Raw genomic sequence first — 24,504 nt, forward strand, 5'->3', positions numbered from 1 at the left:
TTATCATCTATGTGAAAGGTTCTCCCCAAGCGATAGCGTTTTACGTTTTAGTTATACGTTTTAAATATTCCCTGGTTTGAGCCAGCCAAAAACTTCGCCTAAAGTCAACTGCATTTCCCCCATAAATTCGGGAACCGGTAGTATATCTGTCGGTTCTTGCAGTGAAATCGGCTGCTGCCTTGCGGGATAGGCTAAAATGTTTTTTTCATCGGGATCTAGCAACCAACCCATCTGACAACCGGCATTCAAACAGTGCAAAATATTGTTTGTGACTTTGGTTTGGCTTTGGGCTGGGGACAATATTTCTATTGTCCAGTCTGGGTGAGCATTGAATGTATTGGCAATTTCGCCGTCAGCGTCTAGGGGAATGCGATTCCAAACAAAAATCGCGACATCGGGGACAATAGAACGTCCGCCAAAGGTGCAGCGAAGTTCTGGTAGGGCTAGGGCAATTTGCGGTTTCTCTGCGATGTCGTTGGTGACTGTTACGAGTCGGCCTTGTAGTTTGCTGTGTTTTCCTTGCGGCATAGGTTTTTGTACGATCGCACCTTTGATGTATTCGCTAGCGGGTTTGGTTTCTGGGAGTTGCAAAAACTCGTCTAGGGTGATAGTTTTTTGAGGAGCTTGTACCATATCGCGATCGCCCGTTTGAAGTGTGTTGGGGTAACAGTTCCAGTATATTTGAAGTTTCGTCACTTTTGGTGCAATAATCGAACTCAAAAGACTCTAAACTGTAGCTAGCCCGATCGACCGTTTCCACGATAAGCACTCGATCGCATTCATTGAGGCAGAATTTGGCACGGCCCGCGTTAGTCGCATCTATAACTGCGATTTCTAGCATTCTTTCATCTAACTACTGACTGCTGACTAATGACTAATAACTTCTTACTATGTCAAACAAAATAATCCAAGCAATTAAATCGAGTGGTATTTTAGGTGCGATCGGCTCTTTGACTGTCCTCTTATTCGGCGGTTGGAGCGGCACTGTCATCGGCTGGCTGATGGGTACGGCGGCGGGCTTTATCGCCTGTCAGGAACAGAAGACTTACAACCCGAAAATGGGTGCAACAATCGGCAGTTTGGCGGGATTGGGATTGGGCGTTTGGTTATTAGTTGCTAGCGTGCTCGAAGGAGTGATAATTAGACCTTTTTCGGGTCAATCTGCTGTGGATTTGCCGACTACTTTGCTGTACGGAATTTGCAGTTTGGCGATCGCAATTTTGACAGCTACGTTAATGGGGGCTTTGCAGGGTTTGCAGGGGGAACGCCAGCGGCTGGCAACTTTGGTGACATTAGCTTTTATTCTAATTCTGTTTCCGTTTATCGACATTCAAGCTCAGACCGGCTGGATTGCTACGGTAGTACAGATTCAAATCTTTATTATGTTGGCGCTGGGTTTGAATATTACTGTGGGTTTTGCGGGTTTGTTGGATTTGGGATATGCGGCGTTTTTTGCGATCGGCGCTTACACCACGGCTTTGCTATCTTCTGGACAGGTAAATATTGCTTGGAATTTTTGGATAGTTTTGCCGATCGCGGCCGGTGTAGCTGGCCTATCTGGCGTTATCCTCGGTATTCCGACACTGCGGCTCAAGGGCGATTATTTGGCGATCGTCACCCTCGGTTTTGGCGAAATTATCCCGGTTGTATTTAGGAATTTAACCGCGATTCGGATCGATGAACCAGTCTCGAAGATTGTTGCTGCTGTTTTGGGTAAACCAGAGTTGGTGCTGTGTCTCGTTGGGTGCGATCGACCTTTCAACCTCACCGGCGGCGAAGCGGGAATAAACCCCATCGGTCGTCCATCTCTCCCCATCATCGGCAGTTTTACTACGGGCAACTACTTTCCCTGGTATTACCTGATTTTACTGTTAGTTGTCTTCGCTTACTTCATGATTTCGCGGCTGAGAGATTCCCGCTTGGGTCGGGCCTGGAATGCCCTGCGCGAAGATGAATTAGCAGCTAGTGCAATGGGCATTAACCTCGTCAAAACCAAACTTTCGGCTTTTGCGATGGGAGCGACGTTTTCGGGGTTTGCCGGCGCGTTTTACGCCGCTTATATCAGCGCGATTTTTCCCAGTGTTTTCGATTTCTCGGTGTCGGTAATCATCTTGTGTATGGTGATTTTAGGCGGTTTGGGCAACATGACCGGGGTGATTTTGGGCGGTATCATTATCATGTCTGCCGATCGACTTTATCTACCCCAACTCGCGCAAGTCCTCAAAGGTTTTCTAAATACTTTTGTACTCCCCAGGATTGCAATCCCCCAGTTGGCAGACTTTCTAGCAACCAGTTTAGACCCTATTCAAATGCGCTTATTTCTATTTGGTCTAACTCTAGTTGTCATGATGATCGTGCGGCCGGAAGGGCTGATTCCCGATCGAATTCATCAAGCTGAATTGCATGAGGATGCTGAGGTCAGTAATGAATCTTTAGCAGATGCCAGAAGTCAATAGTAATATTATGTCTGGTTAAATAGACGGGACTAAACCATCGCATAAGGTATGGTGCGTCAGTCAGAAAACTTTAATTTTTCGCACTAATCTCAAGACTGACGCACCATACAGTGTCGTCAAACAAAGTTAAGATAAGGGGGAAAGTCAGCGATGAGTAATAATGTAACTGGGACTGCTTTTATTGTGGCAGAATTTAGAGCCGAAGAAAATGCAGAAACAGACCCTCTTTACACTGATAATGTAGTAAAAATATGGCTCAATGAGGAAACAAAAAGAATTGCCAGCGAAATAGCTCAAAACTCTCCTGCTGCTAAAGAAATGATTAAGTTGCGGACTAAATATTTTGATGATGTTTTGTCCAATCAAATTTTAGCAGGCTGCAAGCAAATCGTTATTTTAGGATCTGGTTTGGATACTCGCGCTGCTAGAATGAATGGACAAGGAGTGGATTATTTTGAAATAGACGATCGCGCGACACTGGAATTAAAAGCAGAAACTCTCAAAGCTAACAAAGTTACGGCAAATGTCCGCTACATTCCAGGCGATTACGTGCAAGATGGTTTAATAGCTTTACTGAGACAGAGTAAATTAGATTTCGACCAACCTACATATTTTTTGTGGGAAGGTAACACTACCTTAATTGCCAATAAAGATGTAATATTTGTATTAGAACAAATTCGCGACAATTTTAAGGATTTTAAGTTGTCCTTTGATTATATGTCGGAAAAGGTGATTGCGAGAACAACGGGCTACCAAGATATCAATGATTACATAGATAAATACGAAAGTATGTATGCACCGTGGATGACTGGGTTTGAAAGTATTGAGACTTTGGCTGAGGATCTCAAGCTCAAAATTATTGACAACTTCTCAACTGCTGAGTTGCACCAACAATATCGCCCTCATCGTTCGCTAGAATTTAATCTTTTAAAATTCTACTTTGTTTGTACATTAGAAGGTATAGAAGCATAAAAATGTCACTATTAGAAGCACAGCAACTTACCATGCGATTCGGCGGTTTGACTGCGGTAAATCAGGTCAGCTTAACTTTAGAAAAAGGATCGATCGCCAGTTTGATCGGCCCCAACGGTGCCGGGAAAACCACATTTTTTAATATGCTGACAGGTATCTACAAACCGAGTGCCGGTCAGTTGGTACTTGAAAATAAGAATATCACAGGTTTACCGCCCGATCGCCTGACAACTTTCGGCATTGCTAGAACTTTTCAAAATATCCGATTGTTCAACAACATGACTGTGCTGGATAATGTTTTAGTCGGTAGACATTGCCGCTTAAAAGCTGGTTTGTTGGGTGCAATCCTCCGCCCTCCGGCTGTGATTTTGGAGGAACGGGAAGCTAATAAAAAAGCCTTGAGTATGCTGGATTTTGTCGGTTTAGGCGTGAAGAAAGCGCCGGAGTTGGCAAAAAACCTTTCCTACGGCGACCAGCGCAGATTGGAAATTGCCAGGGCCTTGGCTTCCGATCCGAAAGTGCTGCTTTTGGACGAACCGACGGCGGGAATGAACCCGAATGAAACTGCCGATTTAACGCGCTTTATTTACCGGATTCGCGATGAGTTGGATTTGAGTATTTTGCTGATTGAACATGATATGAAAGTGGTGATGGGAATTAGCGATCGCGTTAGTGTTATGGAGTACGGTACTAAAATTGCTGAGGGCACTCCCGATGAAGTTCGCGCCGATCCTCGGGTGATTGAGGCTTATTTGGGGAAAGAAGAAGATGGCAATGGGTAATACAAAATAACCAGATACCTGACTTCTTTAAGAAGTCGGGTATCTAACAGCGATAGTTGACCTACTTAGATGTTTTGGATCGTTCTTAAACTTTTGATTTTACTTCACATAATTTATTCTTAACTTTTCTCCCCTTGGCTATAAAACCTAAAAACATGACAGTGCCTAATACAGTAGTAGGTTCTGGAACTGCTTCTGCTTCTGAAACTAATTCCGATTTTGCCACTGCGATGTTGTTCTTAACTTCTACTAATCTTAAGTTAGTGGCGCTGTCAAAAGTCCGCGAATACACTCCATAAGTATCGAAGCTCATGCTTGTTGCACTACCTTGAGTCAGAAAACCAAAATTAATATTTGTGGGGGTAAAATTGTTGCTGGCGAATAAATTCAAAGAAATTCCCACAGAAGAGTCTAAGGTGCTAGCAAGTTGAAAAGAGTCTAAAAGAATGTTAGCAATGGTGTCAATTAACCAGAAAGATATATTTCCACTTACTGTGGCGCGTTCGGATTGGCGGTTGTCAACTGATGTTAAAAGATGTAAAACTGTCTGGAAATTGAATGAAAAAGTTTCTTCGGCATCAATATCGAAATCGCCGATAACTGCTGCTTCACTTTGGGCTAAACTGGAATATTTGCTGCCGCTGCCTGCGACTTCACTCTTCGAGAGATTTGCTGCAAGCAATTCGTGACAGTTAGATATAAAAACTGCATTAGCAGTCGTTTCGCTAGTAACAAAACCGCTGTAAGCTGTTGTCTGAGTGTTAGTGTTAGTAGATGTACCTGTCTCAGTCGGTCTGTGACTGAAGTTGTCAATGGTTACTTCTGCCGCAGAACCTGCTATTGTGGCAGCACTGCTGGGCGCTATACCTACAGTCAAGCCGGTTACTAAAGGAGTTGCTAATAAAAATGCGATCGCTCCGGTACTGTGATTTAATTTCATGGTGAATCTCCTTAAATTTGCATAATTTTAAGTGCTGTTGTTTTTGTAATTTGTAGCGGTTGGTTTCCCTTACGTATTAATACTATCTATTTACTTAGAGATTTTTGTAAAGCTACCGTCAAGAAATCATTTGTTTGATTAAAAGTTCTGTAAAGTTGGCAGCAACAACTTCTAAAAATACATGGTGTCGGAGCTACCGCTGGGTGTGGATTTAAGTGAAATTACCATTTACTATAAAAAAGGTTGATTTTCACAAAATGCAATAAAAATTTATAATTAGTCGGGATAATATAACAAAGGACAAAGTAGAAAAAGCAATTATGTTGGAAATCAAAGACATTCACACCTACTACGGAAATATCCACGCCCTCAAAGGAGTATCGCTAAAAGTCTCGCAGGGAGAAGTTGTGACATTAATCGGCAGCAACGGGGCGGGGAAAACTACAACTCTCCGCACGATTCAAGGACTGCTGCGCCCGCGCCAAGGTACTGTACTGTTTGAGGGAAAGCCTTTGGAATCGCTGTCTACAGAGGCGATCGTCCGTTTGGGGATTTCTCAAAGTCCAGAAGGGCGGCTGATTTTTCCGCGAATGACGGTGCAAGAAAACCTGGAAATGGGTGCTTATCTCCGCAAAGATACTCTCGGTATCAAGTCGGATATGGAAAAAGCTTTAAATTTATTTCCCCGTTTGCGAGAAAGAATTAGTCAAAAAGGGGGAACTCTCAGCGGGGGGGAACAGCAAATGCTGGCGATCGCCCGGGCTTTAATGTCGCGCCCCCGCTTGCTATTGTTGGACGAGCCCAGTATGGGATTGGCACCGATGTTAGTCAGTCAAATTTTTGCGATCGTCCGCGACATTAACGCTGAAGGTACAACAATTTTACTGGTGGAACAAAACGCCCGCATGGCATTAAGTGTAGCCCACCGCGGCTATGTCATCCAAACTGGTGAGGTTGTAGTCGCCGGTACTGCTAGCGATTTGCAATCAAATGAAACTGTTCGCAAAGCGTATTTAGGTGAAAGTTAAATAGTTATACAGGTTATATCAAGTCCGAGCGATCGCTTATATTTATTTGCGAGTGCGAGCTTCTGCGCGAGCGAGCGAGACGCTCGCACTCAAATGATAACTGATTAACCGGACATGATATTACTTACCAATTACCAATTGGCAATTACCAATTGCCAATTACCCATTAGTCCATTTGCGATCGCAACTTCCCGGTTTCCAATTCAATTTCAAAAGCCGCCCGCACCTTTTCCCACTCCGCTTGGGCTTCCAACAGGCGATCGCGCGCCGTACTCGCATCAAAAACCTGTTCCCCTCCAGACTCAACCGCCACGCGGCCCATATACTCCAACTCCTTGCAAACTTCAGAAAAAGACACTGCTCCTAAATTGGCGCTGCTCGACTTCAGCGTGTGAGAAGCCAGCTTCAAACTATCAGCATCGCCGAGAAAAATAGCCTCCTTAATTGTTTCTAAATGCTGCGGGGCGTCTAACAAATATATCTTAATCAACTCCCCCAAAAAATCCGGGTCTTCCTCATCGTCTAGCTCGCGGAGATTCTCCAAAACATGATAATCAATCGGCGAATCTGCTTCCGTTTTTACGCTAGAATATCCAGCAGCCTCACTGTCAAGTTTGTCAGAAATATCTGGATTTTTCGGCTCAGTAACGGCAGCCAATTCATCCCGATTCAGAGGTTGGCACTTGCTCAGGGCGATCGCCAACTCTTCCCGGCGCACGGGCTTAGTAATATAATCGTCCATACCTGCTTCCAGACACTTTTCGCGATCGCCCTGCATCGCATTAGCAGTCATCGCAATAATTCTCGGCTTCTTATTAGCGGGCCATTCCTGACAAATCCGGCGCGTAGCTTCCAGCCCGTCCATCTCCGGCATCTGCACGTCCATCAGCACAACATCGTAAGATTGCCGCTTGCACGCTTCCAAAACCTCCAACCCATTAGCCGCAATATCGGCCCGATAGCCTATCCTGTCGAGCAAATGCGTAGCGACTTTTTGATTCACCACATTGTCCTCGGCCAGCAAAATCCGAATCTGACCAGAATTAGCTGCATCCTGTCCGGCAGAATTGCTCGCAATCTGCCTTAAAACCGCAGGCGTCCGCTGCACGCGGTGCTGTTCTTGAGAATTTTCAAAATATTTCAATCCCGAAGTCAAAGTCGCCACATTTGAAACTTCTCCCCTGCCGCTTTTGCCCGTAACATATCCAAAAACTTGCAGCAACACATTATAAAACTGTGACTGTTTGAGAGGCTTAGTTAAAAAAGCAGAAAAGTGTACTTCTGTAGTTTCAAGTTTTTTCCAAACTTCCGCCTTGCTCAAATAAGTAAACAGCACCAAAGGCAGGGGAACTTTGCGAGGGCTTTTAACTTTGATGACATTCGGATTTAACCCGTCGCCGCCAGACAAATTGCTCAGCTCAAATTTCCGAATCTCCACAGCCAAAGCCACACCGTCCATATCTGGTAGATTCATCGCCAAAATAGCCAAATCGATCGCCGAGTTTTCTTTGATGATTTCCAAAGCCTCAACACCCGAAGTTACAGCCACGGGTATCATTCCCCAAGACTCAGCCTGCCGGATCAAAACTTGCCGGTTAATGGCATGATTCTCGACAATTAACAAACGCTTACCAGCAGCAAATTCCGGCAGTTTTTCCTCACCCAGGCTCTGGGTCGCTTCAGCAATCACCGTGAAATAAAAAATCGAACCCGAACCCGATATCGACGGCCCAGCAAATCCCGCAGGCGGCGTTCCTGCCGTACTTTGTCCGATCGCAGAAACTGCCGGTTTAGACTGGGAACTTCCCGGACCAACCTGACTGACCACCCACATTTTACCCCCCATAAGATCGCTCAAACGCTGGCTGATAGCCAGTCCCAAACCCGTCCCGCCGTAATGTCTCGTTGTCGAAGCATCCACCTGCGAAAAAGCTTTAAACAGGCGATCGATCCGGTCTGGCGGAATGCCAATTCCCGTATCTTGGACAGCAAATTGAATCTCGTATTGTCTGCTACCTGCCAACTGTCCCTGCTTAATTGCTAGCGGTTGCGGCTCTAGAATATTAATTGTTGCCGGGGAAGTCTTAGCAGCTACCTGCTCGATTTTCCTAGCCGTACAGCAGACAACAATTTCTCCAGATTCTGTAAACTTAACTGCATTGCCCAGCAAATTTACCAAGATTTGGCGCAGCCTCGTGACATCTCCTAAAATCTTTTTCGGAACAGAATCGTCAATAAAATAAGCCAACTCTAAACCTTTTTCCGACGCTCTCGGAGCCAGCAATTCCAGAGATTCTTCTATACTGTTTTGCAGCTCGAAGGGGCTGCATTCCAAATCCATTTTTCCCGATTCAATCTTGGAAAAGTCGAGGATATCGTTAATAATAGTCAGCAAAGCATCGCCGCTGGTGCGAATTGTCTCCACAAAATCCCGCTGTTCAGGAGTTAGTTCCATATCCAGCAGCAAACCCGTCATCCCGATGACCGCATTCATCGGGGTGCGGATTTCGTGACTCATAGTGGCTAAAAATTCGCTCTTAGCTCTGTTAGCAACTTCCGCCGCTTGTCGCGCTTGATCCAAAGCTTCATTTTGGTCTGCCAACTGTCGCTGTCGCTGAACTTCCGTTTCCAAAAGTTGTGCTTGAGCTAAAGTAATTCCGACTTGAGCGGCAACATCTTCTAACAGTTCAATTTCGTCGGGAGTCCACTGGCGAGTTGCATCGCACTGGTGCAAAGTAATTATTCCATTCGGTTTTCCTTGATAGGAAGTGCGAACCGCCAACATAGATTTTAATCCGATGCGGCGGCACATCGGCACGGAAGATTCGAGCAAAGGATCGGCAAACACATCGGGAGATGCCAGGGCTATATCTTCAGCGAGCAGTTTTTCTGTGTAGGGGTTGTAAGTGACAGAAAGTTCTAAATCCAAAGCCGATTCGTGACCCGGTTCTAAGTATTCCGCGACGCAAGGAAGGTGGGGATAAGGTTGGGAAAGATAGGTGTGAATTGTACAGCGATTGACGCCGAATACGCGACCGATTTGGGTAGCCGTAGTCTGAAAAATTTCTTGAGTATCTAAGGTCGATCGCACTTTTTGAGTAATTTGTTTCAGCAGCAAAACGCGCTGGTACTGCCGCTGCAAAGTGCGATCTCGCTCTTCCCGGGCAATTTCAGTGCCGATGTAATTGCCCATCAACTTTAAAATTTCAAAATTCAGCGGTTTCAAAGCAGGTTGAGCGGTGCGGGAAGTAAAGCTCAAAGTGCCAAAAACGCGTCCTTGCACTATTACCCGCGTGCCGACAAAGGCCTCCAACCTGCGCACGGCGTAAGCGGGGTGATTCCGCCACTCCGTAGTGCCGGCTGATTCGATAGAAATAGGTTCGCTCGATCGCAAAACCTCTCGCTCGAAGGTTCTGCTCAAAGAAAAACCGTCTCCTTTAGCAAATCCAAAGGGAAAATCTTCCGGTACATAAGCCGCGATCACTTCGTAGCGATCGCCCAAAACCCTGCCCAACAGCCCGATATCCATCCCAAACTGACTGCAACCCATTGCCAGCAACCGGGCCGTTCGTTCGTCAAAAGAGCCGGACGATGCCACTATTACCTCGTAGAACAATCGAATTGCCCGCTCGCTTTCCCGCAGTTCCTCAACTCCTTCGACGCGGTTGCCGACATCGTGCAAAGTCCCTAAAATCCCCGCTATTTCACCTTGGGAATTCAGCCTAACTTGGGCAAATATTTCAACTGAAATAAACCCCGAATTACTGCGAATTCCCAATTCGTTTTTGCCCGAGTCCAACTTGTACCTAAATCGCAGTTCTCGCCGCGAAAATTCCGACTTCCCCGACAGCAAAGAATCCAATAAATTTGCACACTGCTGGCGCTCATCTGGATGTATCCAATCTAAAAAATTAGTTTGCAAACTTTCGGCAACCGAAAAACCCGTAATTTCTGTCCAAGCGCGGTTGAGAAATGTCCAAACCCCCGCCGCATCCATCTGAAAAATTACTGTTGCTTTCAAAGAGTCAAATACTTGGAATTGTTCCCGATCGTTCTCGCGGTTTTTGAGTTCTAACTGCTTGTTTGGAGTAATATCTGTCTGAGTTCCGACCAAGCGCAGCGGTTTACCCGCTGGGCTGCGCAAAACTTGACCCCGGTTCAGCACCCAGACAGTGCTGCCGTCTTTGCAGTACATCCGATATTCTGCTGCAAAATCCGCTGTATGAAGGGCGAAGTGATCTTCTAAAGCTGCCTTTACTCCGTCAATGTCATCTCGGTGGATGCGACTCCACCATTCCGATCGGCGATTCGAGATTTCCCCTTCTTGGTAGCCCAGCATTTCTTGCCACCGCGCCGAATAAAAAAATTCATCAGTTTCGAGGTTCCAATCCCAAATCCCCTGATTGTTGACTGCTGCGGGGACATTTGGGCGCTGCACGAAACTGTGAGGAGAAATTTCAGCAGCGAGGTGGCGATTTGCTGCCGGAAGCTGTACTTCTGCCGAGAGTTTTTTGTATTGCGCGTTGCTAGATTCTAGCTGGCGCTGCAAAGCGATCAAGCCTGAATGCAGAGATTTTGAATCCAGCGCTTGTAAAAGGATAGTTTTAGGATTGACAATCCCGATCGGGTGATTGGTTTCGTTGATGACTAATAAAGGCAACTGGCAGTAGTGTTTTTGCAGCAGGGCGAGGGCTGCTTCGAGGGTAGAGTGCGATCGGATCAGCGGCGGCGAACTGCTGCAAATCGCTGCCGCTTTAATTTTGTTCGAGTCTCTTCCCAGCGCCTGCAACTGCACGATGTCCCGCGAACTTACCACCCCAACCAGTTTGTGGATGTTGGGATTTGTAAATTTGGAATTTGTAGCACCACCAGTCGAGTTTTGTTCCGGGGTTTCAGTGATTAATACATAGCTAACATTGTGTCTGAACATCAATTGCGCCAAATAGCGAACCGAAGAAGTAGCAGGAGCGTGAATAATTCGCGATGCTGCGATTTGAGGGATTTGATAAAGTTTAATTAAATGAGCTGGCAGCTCTAATTTCGGATGCAAAATTGGCAGCGGCGGAGGGAACGCGAAGGGCGGCGCAGGTGGCGAAGCGCTGCTAATTGGTTTTTGTGCCGATTCCCCCATTTCCTGCAACAGTTGCACCAAGCTTTGAGTGCTAATTAAACCGACAAGTTCTTCAGCGTCGCTGACGACTGGCAAATGGCCTATCTGATTTTTCTCCAGCAGATTTGCTAAGGCAAAAAAGTCGGGAATTTCCGATTCTCGGGCTACCGTTACGGTTCTGATCATGATTTGCTCGATCGCAAATCCCCTCAAAGCAGCGCCGATCGAATTTAGCTGTACGACATCTCGCGCTGTAAAAATCCCCAGCACCGTCTGGCCGTCCGCATAGGGAGCTTTTGAGCCGTTGAAACGGATCCCGTTGGCTCCGGGCGGTACCGCACGCGGTACGCCGTTGTAGAAACCCGAGTGTTCCCGCGAGTGCGGGGAAGTCCCGTTCGTAGGATTTCCGAGTTGAGAATTCCCGCGCGGTTCTACCACGAGGACGTAACTGGCTCCTGTGCTGCTCATCAGCTCGATCGCCTTTTCTACGGGCGTCTGAGGCGTGACGGTGAGGGGATTGCGGTTGATGACCTGACCGAGGGAGGGAATAAACATCAGGGGGCATAAAAGTGATATTTGTTGGAAAAACCCCGAAAAGCGGGCAGCAGGTTGATTGAGAGGCTTTGCCAGCGAGGTTTCCAAGCGCGCTCAAAGTTTCTGTACGATTACACTCACGCCTACTGCCTACTTCCAGCATCTTGGCATTTAAAATTAATTCCGTGCCAAATCCTGACAATTGACGGGTTCTGAAAGTCAGAACCAATGCTATCTCCCATCTTGGCGGACTTTTGGCTGGCAGGCAATTCCTCGGCTGGCCTAACTGCTGCGGGTTTACGAGCAAGAATTTCTGCGATTGTCTAGACTGCACCCTACTTTCTCGCCCTCAACGGAACTCTCGCTCGGATTCTGTTTGAGGCAAGATACCTGCACCCTACCAATTTACCAGCGACAGGAGGGGAATCACAACAGGACGACTTAGGTATGGCAACTGTGCAATTAGGGGTTCGAGGGTTCCAGGGTTCCAGGGTTCCAGGGCCAAACAGGCAGAAAATAAATAATTCCGAGCATAACTAATTCTATCTTATCCCAATTCTGACCGCGAGGATTTGAGCTTCAATTTTGGCGATCGAACTTGATGAGAATAGCGCTGTTCCCCGCCACCGCAAAACTCGCATTGCCGCCCTTCAGCCTTAAACTACCAACAACCTCATCCATTGTTTTAGAACTGAACTCCCGCACCGTGCCATTACCAGTTTTTATCAGCTCCGAAATATCAGCATTAACAGTGTAAGATGTTGCTCGGTCATTGACAACCAGCAAGTAAACATTCTTGCTAGCATCAAGAGTGGCAACTGCCATTAAATCCGAACTGTTAGTGATAGGAAAAAAGGTAGTTTTCCCGCCCTGCAAAGCCCTAATTCCCATCCGCAAAGCATAGTAGCCCGCGCGCCGCTGGCCGGATGGCCCCAGCAAACCTTCTGCCAGTCCCCGCTTTCCCCAGTCGTACAAACAGAATATGTGACTGCCGTAAATATAATTATCCCCCGGCTGGGAACCTCGAATCAAATTCTTAATCAAATTTAAAGCTAAAGATAAATCGCCGTAGCTAATTTCGTAAGTTCCCCATTCTCCTACCCAAAGCTGGGAGGGGGCGCGGACAGTACCGTTCATCCAGCCGCGCACTTTGCGGGTGTAGTTAGAAATATCTGCATCGTAGTTGTGGACATTGACTGTATCGAAATAAGTAGGTATTTCCTGCAAAGCACTAGCCGGCCAATTGCTGCCGCCTGCGGTTTTCGGGCCGTGGATGCGGTAAGTGCGCGAAGGCAAATAAGTTTTGTAAACAAAGTCGATCGCATCCTTAGACACCTTAACCAACTCAAAATAATCAGCCCTATTCCCTCCCCAACCCTGATCGCGATTGTCCGGTTCGTTGTGAATTTCCCAATCATCAACGCGGTAGTCATTGCGTACGTTCAGCCAATAAACCGTAGCAAAAACGTGTTCCCACCACTCGTTCCAATCTTCTTGATTGCGCGGCGGATTCAGTTGCAGCGCCCAGGACGGATTCCAGGTATTGTCCACATTGCGAATGCTGACAACCGGGCGAATATTTGCTTGTTTTAGAGTATTGAAAATAGTCCTGGCATTGCCTTGCCAAACAGTGCCGGGTTCTCCCGACCACCAATAATCGCTACCCTGGGGCGGATCGGTCATAATCCGATCCCAGTGCGCCCAATTAATTATATTGGGATTAATCTTAATTTCGTCAATAGACGGCCAACCGTATTTACCGTCGTCGTCTTCAGCTTCCCATCGAGACATACCGCCGTAAATGCGGTAGGTATTAATTCCCAAATCTTGTAAATCTTTGAGGTCAAAATTGATATTGCCTTCGACAGCACCGATGTAGCGAGTGCTAACACCCGCAGCAGTGCCGGAAATTCTAATTGTTTCGATGTTTTGAGCAAAAGTTGTCGTTCCGCTGAACAACTCTATGCCGAGGGCAATTAAAAGGGCGAGAAAAAAATTCAGAATTATAGTTTTTGATAACACTGGGTTAATAACTGCTGACGGCTGACTGCTGACTGTGGACTATTCCCCTACAGCCGGATTATACAGCGTATTCCAGGTTTGTGAAGTGTAGGGACACGGCAGTGCCGTGTCCCTACGGGGAAGCTCACTATAGGCGGGTGTGCTTCATAAATGTGGAATCTGCTGTATGTTATTTTCCGCCCGAGGTAAAGAGACCCCTTGCTAATCTAACTCGACTTGCGATCGAGTTTGTTAGCTGTTGTAATAAAAAAGCATTAACTATACAAATTTCAATAAATAATACATAAAGTAAAATAGCACGGCTAGCAGTCAAAAGTGAAGGTTCACCTCGAACAACCACAGTAAAAAATTTTGGTATAACAATTAAGGCTATAAACTGCGTTAAATATAGTTCATAGGAAATCTGAGAAATCCATGTTAAAAATCTCGCTGTTAAGTCAGAAAAATTAATTAAATTCCTACAAATATTAAAATAATTACAAATATGCCAAATCCAATGAAAGCATCATAAAAAGAAAGTCCAAAAGGTAAAATTGCGCCTAAAACTTTTATGTCATTAGTAAAATTGAACGAACCCATAATACCCAATATTTCAAAAATTATCGCTGTGGCTATTGTGACAGGCTTAGTTAGGTAATTAATTAATAGAGTAGGATTAGTTGCATAAACCTTTGCCATTGCCATTCCCAAACAAAACTCAAATAACCTTGAAATTGCCAAATAGCCTGGATAATTGAGATCGCCTAATATTGGCTGAAATAGGTTAAAGCCTAACATTAAAACTGAAAATGTATAGATTAATTTAATAAAAAAAGAAGTGAAAATAAACTGTGAAATCAAAAATTTATCTAAAAGCCTAAATAATAATAAAAAACACAAATAAAATTGAATCAGTGGAAACATAAACCAAGAAAATGGTATTGCTTTATCAAGAATTATCAAACTTCTCCAAAATGACCACCAATCAAAATAGCCAAAAAACAAATCTGATCTTAACCGAGGAATTATCCAAGATACAGCTAAAAGTATCCAGTAGGTAGGGTAGAGCCGGAAGAATTTTTTACTCATAAAATTTATCCAGCTTTCATCAGGTTTTAAAATTCTTGAATAAGCCAGTCCAAAACCACTTAGAATGAAAAAAATATGAACTCCCTGATATCCAAGCAAGAAAAATATATTAACTAAATCAAAAACTATATTGCCTACACTATTAAAGGGTAGGGAAAAAACTTAGCAATCGTCGAGGCTGGATCCACTGCTTTTGCATACTCGAAAAAGTGGCTGTATCCAAAAAAGGGAGGGAGGAAATTGAAGTACCAAAAATGAACCCCAAGTACCCAGCAGGCAGCAAAGCCTCTCATCATATCTAATTCTTGAAACCGATTAGACTTCCTAAAAAAAAATATCCTTTTAACTCAAACTTATAGCAACAGCCAGGACGGTGAGGATGCCAAGCCTAGGACGTACTCGATCGCTCCTAGGATTCGTCACTACTTCTAGTCTATGTCATAAGTGTCATTCGATTTTAGATTTTAGATTTTGGATTTTGGAGGCGACCCCACGGATAAATTCGGGGGCTTGAGGATTTTAGATTTGAGATGCTTTCGATTGATTCCACGGATAAATCACGTGGCGGGTACCATCAAGAAATTCTTGGTCAAAACTGCATCCGCTGCACCGCCAAAGGTACTGTGTCCCGAAACAGAAGAAGGAGAAGAAGGAGTATTCAGTAACGGCGTCCAATTTGCATCGGTTGTTGTTTTGGGATTGCCGTCTTTATCTGCTTGTTGAATTCCAGTAAGCGGCCGCCACCGATTGAACGTGTATTTTTGATCGCCGTCAATGATGCTGGCATCAGCGAGGGCGATATTCAATACTGCAAATAAACGCACGTTTTGCTCGAAAGTATTGCCGCGGCGCACCGCCACATCTGCGGCAATTTGGTTCCAATGTCCGGGAGGAGTAATCGTACCTGCACTATCCAGCCAAATTTTGGCGATCGCACTTTTATCGGCTGTGCGAATTTTACTATTTTTTGCTCCTAATTCTTTGAGTTTGTTGAACTCTGCTGTATATTCTTCGCTGGTCAAACTCGGCATCTTCGCTATCTGGAACTGCGAACTTTTAGTCATTGCAAAAGGTTTGACATTTTTCCACTGCGGCATGGAAGCTGGTTTCAAATCCGGCGGTATAGGCGGCCAGTAACCGGGTTGATTAACGGGAGTATATTTCACTTCGACAGTCGCGCCGTCATTTTTTCGCCATTCTAAGATTTTGTTCGCTACAAATTCTCCCAATTGCACCCCGTCTGTTTTTGATTTCCCTTCAGCTATTGCCACCAAAGAAGCTGTTTTTGCTGCATCTAAAGTTGCTGTTTGTTTTGGGTACAAATTTGTTAAGACGCGGTGTGCTGCTGCTACTACTACTGCTGCTGCTTCCGCCGAGGCACAGGCGGGTGATTCTACTTGTACTTTGTATACTTTTTGAGTTTTGCCGATCGCATTTGCCGCATCGTAAATCGCAGCGTGAACCATCGCTGCTGCGGACTAAGAATTTTGCGGCCAAATAACCGACAAAAATATTCCAGGTAAACTATTGTTGATTTGTCAATAAATCGACTAAATTTTCATCATGTTTTTTCGATATTGTGGATCAATCTTGCTCCAAAACTATGACTTCCGGGTGTCGTTTTGCACGCCCTCAAATACTGCTCAAACGTAAATATCAAAGGAATTCTAAATGGTTTCCGATAACTTGCTGAATACATCATCGAATACATCATCTTCCCTATTTTCCAATACCGCACTGGCAGACTTAGGAATATCCAGCGACTTATCACGGTTGGATGCTTTGTCAAAATCGATCGGCTCACCCAGCAGCCTGAATGCAGAAAGAACCGCCAGCCAGACAATTAATTTCCAAAATGATGACAGCCCGATCGCAGGCGACGGCAGCGGCACACTTTTTGCAGACACAGGCAAAGACATTATTAATGCCGGAGAAACAGCAAGCAACATCTTCGCTGGCGAAGGCAATAAAACCATCACCGGCAGCCCCGGCGACGATACCATCTACGCCCAAGCAGGCAACGACATCATCAATGCCGGAGAAGGCAACAACACCGTCTTCTCCGGCAAAGGCAACAACCGGGTAATTACAGCTAGCGGCAACGATTTCGTCACCGCAGGTAGCGCCAACAACAAACAAGTTCTACACAGGTCTTGGCGATGACAACATCAACGCAGGCGACGGCAACAACCCGATCGAACCGGGAACTGGCAATGATAAAGTTTCCCTCGGCAATGGTAGCGATCGAATAGTTCTCGAAGCAGGCGTTGGTTCAGTTAACGTATGAGGCAGGGGTTGAAACCCCCGACGGCCTAGGGACGAGGAAATATCCAAAAAATATCTGCGTTTATCTGCGTTTATCTGCGTTTGTCTGCGGTTAAAAAATTATCTAAATATAGTAACTTTAAAATGTTACACACGGGAAGTTAAAACAATGTATTGAGGGCGCGAGCGATCGATAATTCCCTCTTCCTCCAACCGACACATCAGCCGCGTTACCGTAATCCGCGTAATTCCCATCGCCTCTGAAAGCTCCTGGTGAGTCAATCTCAAATCTATTAACACTCCTTGTGCCACCTCCCGACCAAATTTTTGTCCCAACCAAACTAATAGTTGCAACAATCTATCCCGCAGAGATTCGCTGCGAACAATGCAGAAAAATGCTTGAGTTTGCTGAAGGTGTCTGAAAACTTCATCTAAGGATCGATCGCACAAATTTTGAGGAATGTAACTAAGTTCTACATGAGTCTTGCACTCAATTTGATAAGGTAGAACGCCTGACAGCGAGTGACCGAGTACGTCTCCAACTCCCCAATATCCGAGGGTTATTGGTGTTCCCTGTTCGCTCCAAGTCACGGTTCGGACGGCTCCCCGTTCAATCCGCAGTAACCCGTTAAATGGCATGGGTACCAACTGACGGCAGGTGAACGTCTGCTGTCTGAGATGAGGGTACAAGGCTGGAGTGTAGGTTGAAAAAGTCATAGGATTTAGGTTTAGCGCCACCGCTACTTTGGATACAACGTACAGTGTAAAATAATTGATAATTTATGTCAACTAGCTTGAGAAGGAATTGCAACTGGGGACTCAAGAAGGTTGAAACCCTTTGCGCTTGCTGTAAGAGGCGTTTCGGAACTTCACGGTATCTGTGCCTGGGTTGTAGAGAGCATAAGTTGCTCGATCGCTGAGTCGCCCCACATTATTCCCGCCTCCATCGCCCTTCGTGCAGTTGCAGACACGGTTGCAGGTGGCTCTTGAAAATCAATTGTGGTTGCCAAGTTATTGATAAAAGTTGGCTGTAATTGAGACTCAAACGCCTTGCCCGATCGCCCGCAAAACAAAATATTGGCATCAGCGCGGATCGCGCGATCGAGCATGATATCAATTCCGGTTGCACGAGCGACATGATAGTAACCGAGGACACGGCTCTTGAAATGTACCACCCGATGAATTGTAGGGAAACGGCACTGCCGTGTCCTGATTTCGGTAATATTAATAATTCCAATGCTACCGAATTTGAGATCGCAGGCGGCGGAGTCTCCGGGGTAAGCTCATCAGCACCAACCTTACTCCCGTCCTTCATCAAGGCTTAAACGGAGTATATTTACCACCTAAACCTTCGACAATTGTCCGGGTATTAGCAACCAGTATTTTCTAATAAGTATCAGCCTCACTTCCCGGTTCTCCAAAACCATGTGTCCGTCTGAAGTGAAAAGATCGAGGGCTACGTCGGTAATTACTACTATTTCGGGAATGTTTTGTTTAATAGCTTTGACTGTTTGTTGAATTAATCCTTCTGGGTTAGCTTTCGGTGCAGGTGTCATCTTTTTTGCTTTCTGAGATTCCTGGTAAAAGGGCGATCGGACATATTCCCAGGTGCATCTCATTTTTGCAAATATCTTCGTAAGGATATGAGCATTCATGTGATGATGCTGGAGGATCACCGTATCAGGAGCGGCCAGCCACGCATTTAGGAATGGGGCGAGACGGGAACGCGGAACAAAATAGGAGTTAAATGTTTCACCTGCTACTCCTAAAAGTGGAGAATTAAGACTGCAAATAACTGCTCCGCGTTCACCTCCTAAGTAACCTATCCAGGCGTTGTAACCCAACGCCAATAAATTAGTAGCAATAAAGTCTTGCTGCCAATCGTAACCGTTCATTTCACTGTCCATCTTTTTCTAACAACTGCCAAAGCTGGATTGGATAACAGAGATTTGGTTTAGGCATTGCGAGAATTGGGTAAGTTTCAGGAACTTGGGCTTGGTGAGAATTCGTCCCAGCGTCTACAGACTTGTTCGTAACAATCAGCAGGTGCGATCGCCATTTTTCTTAATAAATTGACCTCGATTTGACGGTTAACTTTCAGCACCAGCAGAATATCTTGCTCGGGATTGTAGGTGGCAACTGCTGCCTGAACCGATGAAATAGTCGATGAGTCAAGGGATAGCGATCGCAAGTAAAACCCCATCAAATTCGAGGGGATAAATTGGATTGCGAACGGAATTGGTTCAAAATGTATAACTGTAGAATGAATAACTTTAGTATCCACATCACAAACCACAACTCCCCGTCCAAAAGACTGAAATCCCTTCCATCCTGTATAACCAATCATCAGCAGATTTGTGTGAATAAAGCCATGTTGCCAGTAGCCAAAGTTTCCCTGCCAGATGCTATTTTCCGGTCGCATTTACTTCCTCCCGCAGCGTTTTGGCAGCTTCCACCATATTTTTCAGTGCCGGAATTACTTCTTCCCAACGCCGTGTTTTCAGGCCGCAATCGGGATTCACCCAAATTTGCTGCACAAGTAAATTGGCAATTCCAGTTCGCAACTGCTGCAAAATCTGTTCTGTTGTTGGCACTACTGGACTGTGGATGTCATAAACGCCGTTACCCACTTGATAGGTGTAGCCTGCGGCGATGATTTCATGCAGCGTTTGGTTGTTGCTGCGACTATTTTCAATCGAAATCACATCGGCATCTAACCGTTCAATGTCTTTGATAATGTCGCCGAATTCGCAGTAGCACATATGCGTGTGAATTTGAGTCTGGGGATGAGCAACTGCGGTTGCCAAACGAAACGCATCTACTGCCCAAGACAGGTATTCACTCCAGCGCTCTAGCTTCAGAGGTAAACCTTCGCGTAATGCCGGTTCATCTACTTGAATTACCTTCGCTCCTGCTGCTTCTAAATCTGCCACTTCATCGCGCAATGCCAGCGCAATTTGAAACGCTTGTTCCTGTCGAGAAATATCAGTGCGCGGATATGACCAATTTAAAATTGTTACGGGAGCTGTTAGCATTCCTTTAACTGGTTTTTGCGTCAATGATTGCGCTACTTTAAACTCGCGTACCGTCATTGGGGCAGTGCGAAAGACATCACCGTAAATAATCGGCGGACGCACGTACCGACTGCCATAGCTTTGCACCCAGCCATTTTGCGTGAAGGCAAATCCATCTAACTGTTGTCCAAAGTATTCCACCATATCGGTGCGTTCAAATTCGCCATGCACTAGCACATCCAGCCCAATTTCTTCTTGGAGTTTAATGCTGTCGGCAATCTCAGTATCAATAGCTGCTTCATACTCTGGCTGACTCAATTCACCCTTTTTATACCGTACTCGCAGTTGTCGCACTTCTGATGTTTGAGGAAATGAGCCGATCGTTGTGGTGGGAAAAATGGGCAGAGAAATCTGTTTTGACAGCCGCAAACCGTAGGATAATTCCCGTAGAAAGTCATTTGTCGTAATGCTTTTCATTCGCGACTGCACGGCAGGATTGGCTGGACTAAATTGCTCGAATTTTGTCCAGGCATCGGTAATCTTGGCGCGCTCGCTCTCAGTTTCTTCTCCTGCTAAACTGCGTGCCAAAAACTTTACCGCTTGCAGTTTTTGTTCTGCAAAACTAAACACATTGCGGAGAGGTTCTGGCAACTTTGTTTCCCGTTTGGCATCGTAGGGAACAAACTGCAATGATGCCGACGGCTGAATGACGATATTAGGCGTAATTCTCTGAATGTCTTGCAGCACTGCAGCAATTGTTCTGGACGGATTTGCCAGATGTTGCGGGCATCCACAATGCCAACGCCCAGATGCTTATCTGGGGGAAATCCATATTGCTTGAGTAAATCTAAATTGCGTCCGCGAGTGAAGTCTAAACTAATCGCGGTAACAGGCAATGCCATCACCCAAGAATAAGCTTCACCCAAGTCATCAAAGTAAGTGACAAGATGCAGCGGTAAATCGACTTTAGCAAAGGCTTGATAAGCAGTTTGATAGTGTGTTTTGAAGTTGTTTGCATCTCCCAGAACTAAGGCAGGTTCATGTATCTGCACTTCGGCAACCCCAAGGGCTTTTAATTGCGTCAAGAGTTCGATGTAGCGCGGCAGCAATTGCGCTAGAGAATCGTCCATTGCGCCATCTAACCGACTCAACCGCAGTAGGGTACAGGGGCCAAGAACGATCGGCACTGCCCGCTCCCCTAACGTCGCTTTTGCCCGCTGCACCGTCTCCAGAAAATCGCTGAAATCTGCTGGTTGCAGTTGGGTTGGAATTTCAGGCACGAGGTAGTGATAGTTGCTATCAAACCATTTGGTCATCTCTAGGGCCGGAATTCCTTCTTTGCCCCGTGCCATTGCAAAGTATCGATCGAGTCCTGATAACCCCTGAAAGCGTTTGGGAATTAGACCTAAACGAATTGTCCAGTCAAGCACACAATCGTAGAGTGTGGTATCGCCTGCACCGATGCGATCGATGCCTGTCTGTAGCTGTGTTTTCCAGTTTTCTATTTCTACAGTTTGAACAGTAGACAGTAAAGTATCTGCCTCTAATTTGCCACTCCAAAAACCTTCCAAAGCTTTCTTAATTTCACGGTTTTTACCAATGCGGGGATATCCAAGAGTTGCCGTTAAAATTGACATAATTGCTCCTAAGTTGGGGTTGTCAATTGATTCATCAGTCCATAGAAACTCTGTCGGAAACCAAGAGGTATCCGATGCCGAATTTCCGACAGCAATGCCATTAGATTGCAGGGCGCATCAAAGGCAAAACCATCTGAATTTCCAACAAAGCTATAAAAAAGCTGTTAGAAATTACAGCAGGCAAATGCCCAGCAAGATTCCTTGCATCTGAAACTAGATAATGCTGTTCATGCTAGTTTTTCAAACTTGCTATCTCGCCCTAGAAACCAATTCCAGCACAGGTTTCTCACAGGTTAAGGGGGATAATCGCCGATCGCGCAGCGTCTCTGAAAGAGAATCGAATTGAAAACAAAATGCTGAATACATCCGTACCTCGCAGATGGGTTAAATGAAACGATACAATCGGCGGGCATCCTGACTAAGAAACGATTGTACGCTTCATCACAGTTGCGGGACAGCGCCGGGTTCGCACCGGACTTTCCCCGTTTCCTCTAGTGGGTGATCTCCACCAGAACCGATTACTTCTGACAATACCACATTTCCGAAAATTTGCAACCCCCTCAGACAAATAGGGCGATCGCCTTGTGAACAAGCCTTTCAATTAAAAATCATTTAATGTCAACTAAAAGACTCATCCAAAATGCTGACTAACACAACATCAGGATTTTTATTGGTTCGATTAGGACCCTTAACCAAATCAAACCAGGAGATAAAATATCCTATGATTAAAATCCTTTTTTTGCTCCATAATGCACTGTTTTAAATTGGACGCGATCGCTGTCAGGATTATATAGACTAACGGTAAATCACAATCTACCTCTTTAATGAACCGCGAAGAAGATACAGCCTATTAAAAAAGGCGATGTTATTAAAATAGAACCGGGAGTTAAACACCAGGCAATCGAAGGTGAGACTCCTTTGGAAATTCTTGTGATTGAATTCCCTCCTGCCATAGGTGACTGTTATATAGTAAAGGAATAGCTCAAAAAAAGAGAGATCGCCCTTCGATCGGTATTTCTTTAAATTTCTATTTTCGCGATCGCCTCACAAAAATAAAGAGCGATAGCGATCGCCTGAGCGATCGCTCGTTGTGTCCGAGAACTGTTTAAGGAGTTGCGCGCGCGAGCAACAGATGAAGATTAACGATCTCGCCACCGCATAAACAATGACCCGCAGGATTAGTGGGCCTGCGAGTCATTAATTTAATAGTAAAATTGCTACAGTGAAGAGAAGGTAATGTCATTGCTGACAATGCGTAACGCCTAAATCTGACAATTGCATTTAACCAAATCGTCCGCTAATGTACTCTTCGGTTTCTTTAGTTTGGGGAGAACGGAAAATTTGTTCAGTGGTGCCAAACTCCACTAATTTGCCCCGTCGTTTGCCTTTATCGTCCGTTTCTGTATTGAAAAATGCCGTCGCATCTGCGATTCTTGACGCTTGCTGCATATTGTGAGTCACCGTAATAATTGTGTATCGTTCCTTAAGTTCTAAGCACAATTCTTCGACCTGTCGGGTAGAAATGGGGTCGAGAGCAGAGCAAGGTTCATCCATCAACAAGACATCGGGCTTCATGGCGATCGCGCGGGCAATACAGAGCCGTTGTTGTTGTCCCCCGGATAACGCCGTTCCTTTCTCTTGCAGTTTATCCTTGACCTCATTCCAGATAGCTGCTTGTCTGAGGGAAGATTCCACTAATTCATCCAGATTTCCTTGATAACCGTTGGTTCTGGGGGCATAGGCAATATTTTCATAAATGCTCTTGGGAAAAGGATTCGGTCTTTGAAACACCATTCCCACCTGTCGCCGCAATTTGACGGAATTCACTTGCGGGTCATAAATATTGCGATCGCGGTAAATGAGTTTCCCTTCCACCTTTGCCCCCGGAATTAAATCATTCATGCGATTGAAGCAACGCAGTAACGTACTTTTTCCACAGCCTGAAGGACCGATAAAGGCCACAATTTTTTGACGGGGAATTTTGATATAGACATCGACAAGAGCTAAAAAGCCACTGTAATAAACCTTTACGCCTTCTGCCTCAAACACGCTATTGTCCGCGTTGAGGTGGGTATTAGTGTTAGTCATCTAGAACGATTTCCTTAATGTTGACAACTCAAGTGAATTAATGGCTGGAATAGCGTTGGCGCAGATAGATAGCGACAGCATTGAGCGCCAAAATCAAAAGAATCAGCACAATAATCGTCGCTGCGGCTGCACTGGCAAACCCCGGTTCAGGACGGGAGCATCCCACTTTTTGACTAAGCAGAAACACCTAGCCTGATGTCATTATTTAAATATGCACATCTCAGTCTTAAAATTTGAGGCACATTTTTTTCGTTCCACTGTGCACCTACAATCTTAATTCTTGCTCCAATCTGTTTAATTAAAGACTCTACAGCTCCCGAACCAATATCAATACCCTGATTTTGATAATTCTGGTAATCTGGGATTCTTGACTGATGTTTTCTCAGATAATTCTGGAAATTTTTACTTTCTTTACCTCTGACTCCTACAAATTCGGCTATAGCTTCTACTGTTGACCCTTGCCACAGTTGGCTCTCGACTCTTCGGAGTCGTTTGAGTGACCCCCCTACTTTATGTAGATTTTCTATCAAATGATACCAATCGAGTACCTCTCTTCTTTTCTCAATAGTCCCAATTTGCTTAAACAGA

The 24,504-nt window shown here is 45.3% G+C and carries 16 protein-coding genes, 2 pseudogenes and 1 riboswitch; of the genes and pseudogenes, 5 read left to right on the plus strand and 13 right to left on the minus strand.

What is annotated here, in order from left to right:
• Positions 1 to 60 precede the first annotated feature (60 nt).
• Positions 61 to 633: a Uma2 family endonuclease gene (locus tag QUA02_RS02525; protein ID WP_333025072.1), complete on the minus strand. Its 573-nt coding sequence runs from the start codon at positions 631 to 633 to the stop codon at positions 61 to 63.
• Positions 634 to 890: 257 nt separating this feature from the next.
• On the opposite strand from QUA02_RS02525, the gene QUA02_RS02530 reads away from it, so the two are divergent.
• The 3 genes from QUA02_RS02530 (at position 891) to QUA02_RS02540 (ending at position 4,210) form a co-directional block, all read left to right on the plus strand.
• Positions 891 to 2,456 (plus strand): ABC transporter permease subunit, encoded by a 1,566-nt coding sequence (locus QUA02_RS02530; RefSeq protein WP_333025075.1) that lies wholly within the window; start codon positions 891 to 893, stop codon positions 2,454 to 2,456.
• A gap of 150 nt (positions 2,457 to 2,606) precedes the next feature.
• Complete coding sequence (locus tag QUA02_RS02535; protein ID WP_333025076.1) at positions 2,607 to 3,428, plus strand: class I SAM-dependent methyltransferase; 822 nt, start codon at positions 2,607 to 2,609, stop codon at positions 3,426 to 3,428.
• 2 nt (positions 3,429 to 3,430) lie between these two features.
• On the plus strand, positions 3,431 to 4,210 hold the full coding sequence (locus QUA02_RS02540) for an ABC transporter ATP-binding protein (RefSeq protein ID WP_333025078.1): 780 nt from the start codon (positions 3,431 to 3,433) through the stop codon (positions 4,208 to 4,210).
• Positions 4,211 to 4,295: 85 nt separating this feature from the next.
• Here QUA02_RS02540 and QUA02_RS02545 read toward each other — a convergent pair whose 3' ends face one another.
• On the minus strand, positions 4,296 to 5,150 hold the full coding sequence (locus tag QUA02_RS02545) for a PEP-CTERM sorting domain-containing protein (RefSeq protein ID WP_333025080.1): 855 nt from the start codon (positions 5,148 to 5,150) through the stop codon (positions 4,296 to 4,298).
• Between the two features lie 320 nt (positions 5,151 to 5,470).
• On the opposite strand from QUA02_RS02545, the gene QUA02_RS02550 reads away from it, so the two are divergent.
• Positions 5,471 to 6,178 (plus strand): ABC transporter ATP-binding protein, encoded by a 708-nt coding sequence (locus QUA02_RS02550; RefSeq protein ID WP_333025082.1) that lies wholly within the window; start codon positions 5,471 to 5,473, stop codon positions 6,176 to 6,178.
• A 166-nt stretch (positions 6,179 to 6,344) separates the two neighbouring features.
• Here QUA02_RS02550 and QUA02_RS02555 read toward each other — a convergent pair whose 3' ends face one another.
• The 4 genes from QUA02_RS02555 to QUA02_RS02570 all read right to left on the minus strand — a co-directional run bounded on the left by QUA02_RS02555 (position 6,345) and on the right by QUA02_RS02570 (position 16,378).
• Positions 6,345 to 11,843: a response regulator gene (locus tag QUA02_RS02555; RefSeq protein ID WP_333025084.1), complete on the minus strand. Its 5,499-nt coding sequence runs from the start codon at positions 11,841 to 11,843 to the stop codon at positions 6,345 to 6,347.
• Between the two features lie 558 nt (positions 11,844 to 12,401).
• Entirely contained in the window at positions 12,402 to 13,844 is a 1,443-nt protein-coding gene (locus tag QUA02_RS02560; RefSeq protein ID WP_333025085.1) for a hypothetical protein, read from the minus strand.
• A 450-nt stretch (positions 13,845 to 14,294) separates the two neighbouring features.
• The gene (locus QUA02_RS02565; protein WP_333025107.1) at positions 14,295 to 15,041 is read right to left on the minus strand and encodes an acyltransferase family protein; all 747 of its coding nucleotides are present in this window, start codon (positions 15,039 to 15,041) and stop codon (positions 14,295 to 14,297) included.
• 428 nt (positions 15,042 to 15,469) lie between these two features.
• On the minus strand, positions 15,470 to 16,378 hold the full coding sequence (locus QUA02_RS02570) for a vanadium-dependent haloperoxidase (protein WP_333025086.1): 909 nt from the start codon (positions 16,376 to 16,378) through the stop codon (positions 15,470 to 15,472).
• Positions 16,379 to 16,583: 205 nt separating this feature from the next.
• Here QUA02_RS02570 and QUA02_RS02575 point away from each other — a divergent pair, with 205 nt between their 5' ends.
• The gene (locus QUA02_RS02575) at positions 16,584 to 17,075 is read left to right on the plus strand and encodes a calcium-binding protein (protein ID WP_333025087.1); all 492 of its coding nucleotides are present in this window, start codon (positions 16,584 to 16,586) and stop codon (positions 17,073 to 17,075) included.
• 249 nt (positions 17,076 to 17,324) lie between these two features.
• On the opposite strand, the gene QUA02_RS02580 is transcribed toward QUA02_RS02575, so the two are convergent.
• The 7 genes and pseudogenes from QUA02_RS02580 to QUA02_RS02615 form a co-directional block, all read right to left on the minus strand.
• A complete protein-coding gene (locus QUA02_RS02580; RefSeq protein ID WP_333025089.1) occupies positions 17,325 to 17,894 on the minus strand; it encodes a Crp/Fnr family transcriptional regulator in 570 nt (189 codons plus the stop codon).
• A gap of 152 nt (positions 17,895 to 18,046) precedes the next feature.
• On the minus strand, positions 18,047 to 18,352 hold the full coding sequence (locus QUA02_RS02585) for a hypothetical protein (RefSeq protein WP_333025090.1): 306 nt from the start codon (positions 18,350 to 18,352) through the stop codon (positions 18,047 to 18,049).
• Between the two features lie 168 nt (positions 18,353 to 18,520).
• Entirely contained in the window at positions 18,521 to 19,084 is a 564-nt protein-coding gene (locus tag QUA02_RS02590; RefSeq protein WP_333025092.1) for a porphobilinogen synthase, read from the minus strand.
• A 74-nt stretch (positions 19,085 to 19,158) separates the two neighbouring features.
• On the minus strand, positions 19,159 to 19,599 hold the full coding sequence (locus QUA02_RS02595) for a hypothetical protein (protein WP_333025093.1): 441 nt from the start codon (positions 19,597 to 19,599) through the stop codon (positions 19,159 to 19,161).
• A pseudogene (gene metE / locus QUA02_RS33530) lies at positions 19,583 to 21,828 on the minus strand (5-methyltetrahydropteroyltriglutamate--homocysteine S-methyltransferase). The gene QUA02_RS02595 and the pseudogene metE overlap by 17 nt, the downstream one beginning before the upstream one ends.
• 387 nt (positions 21,829 to 22,215) lie before the next feature.
• Positions 22,216 to 22,362: riboswitch (cobalamin riboswitch) on the minus strand.
• A 747-nt stretch (positions 22,363 to 23,109) separates the two neighbouring features.
• A complete protein-coding gene (gene pstB, locus QUA02_RS02610) occupies positions 23,110 to 23,916 on the minus strand; it encodes a phosphate ABC transporter ATP-binding protein PstB (RefSeq protein ID WP_333025096.1) in 807 nt (268 codons plus the stop codon).
• A gap of 173 nt (positions 23,917 to 24,089) precedes the next feature.
• A pseudogene (locus QUA02_RS02615) lies at positions 24,090 to 24,504 on the minus strand (ISKra4-like element ISMae18 family transposase); the annotation flags it as partial.

The organism is Microcoleus pseudofavosus SVA1_A4 (genome assembly GCF_036700565.1).
Classification (GTDB): domain Bacteria; phylum Cyanobacteriota; class Cyanobacteriia; order Cyanobacteriales; family Microcoleaceae; genus Microcoleus.

Coding starts and splice junctions, on each gene's coding strand:
- QUA02_RS02580 (WP_333025089.1), bottom strand. CDS start 17,894: ATGACTTTTTCAACCTACACTCCAGCCTTGTACCCTCATCTCAGACAG.
- QUA02_RS02590 (WP_333025092.1), bottom strand. CDS start 19,084: ATGGACAGTGAAATGAACGGTTACGATTGGCAGCAAGACTTTATTGCT.
- QUA02_RS02570 (WP_333025086.1), bottom strand. CDS start 16,378: ATGGTTCACGCTGCGATTTACGATGCGGCAAATGCGATCGGCAAAACT.
- QUA02_RS02555 (WP_333025084.1), bottom strand. CDS start 11,843: ATGTTTATTCCCTCCCTCGGTCAGGTCATCAACCGCAATCCCCTCACC.
- QUA02_RS02525 (WP_333025072.1), bottom strand. CDS start 633: ATGGTACAAGCTCCTCAAAAAACTATCACCCTAGACGAGTTTTTGCAA.
- QUA02_RS02535 (WP_333025076.1), top strand. CDS start 2,607: ATGAGTAATAATGTAACTGGGACTGCTTTTATTGTGGCAGAATTTAGA.
- QUA02_RS02540 (WP_333025078.1), top strand. CDS start 3,431: ATGTCACTATTAGAAGCACAGCAACTTACCATGCGATTCGGCGGTTTG.
- pstB (WP_333025096.1), bottom strand. CDS start 23,916: ATGACTAACACTAATACCCACCTCAACGCGGACAATAGCGTGTTTGAG.
- QUA02_RS02545 (WP_333025080.1), bottom strand. CDS start 5,150: ATGAAATTAAATCACAGTACCGGAGCGATCGCATTTTTATTAGCAACT.
- QUA02_RS02550 (WP_333025082.1), top strand. CDS start 5,471: ATGTTGGAAATCAAAGACATTCACACCTACTACGGAAATATCCACGCC.
- QUA02_RS02595 (WP_333025093.1), bottom strand. CDS start 19,599: ATGCGACCGGAAAATAGCATCTGGCAGGGAAACTTTGGCTACTGGCAA.
- QUA02_RS02530 (WP_333025075.1), top strand. CDS start 891: ATGTCAAACAAAATAATCCAAGCAATTAAATCGAGTGGTATTTTAGGT.
- QUA02_RS02575 (WP_333025087.1), top strand. CDS start 16,584: ATGGTTTCCGATAACTTGCTGAATACATCATCGAATACATCATCTTCC.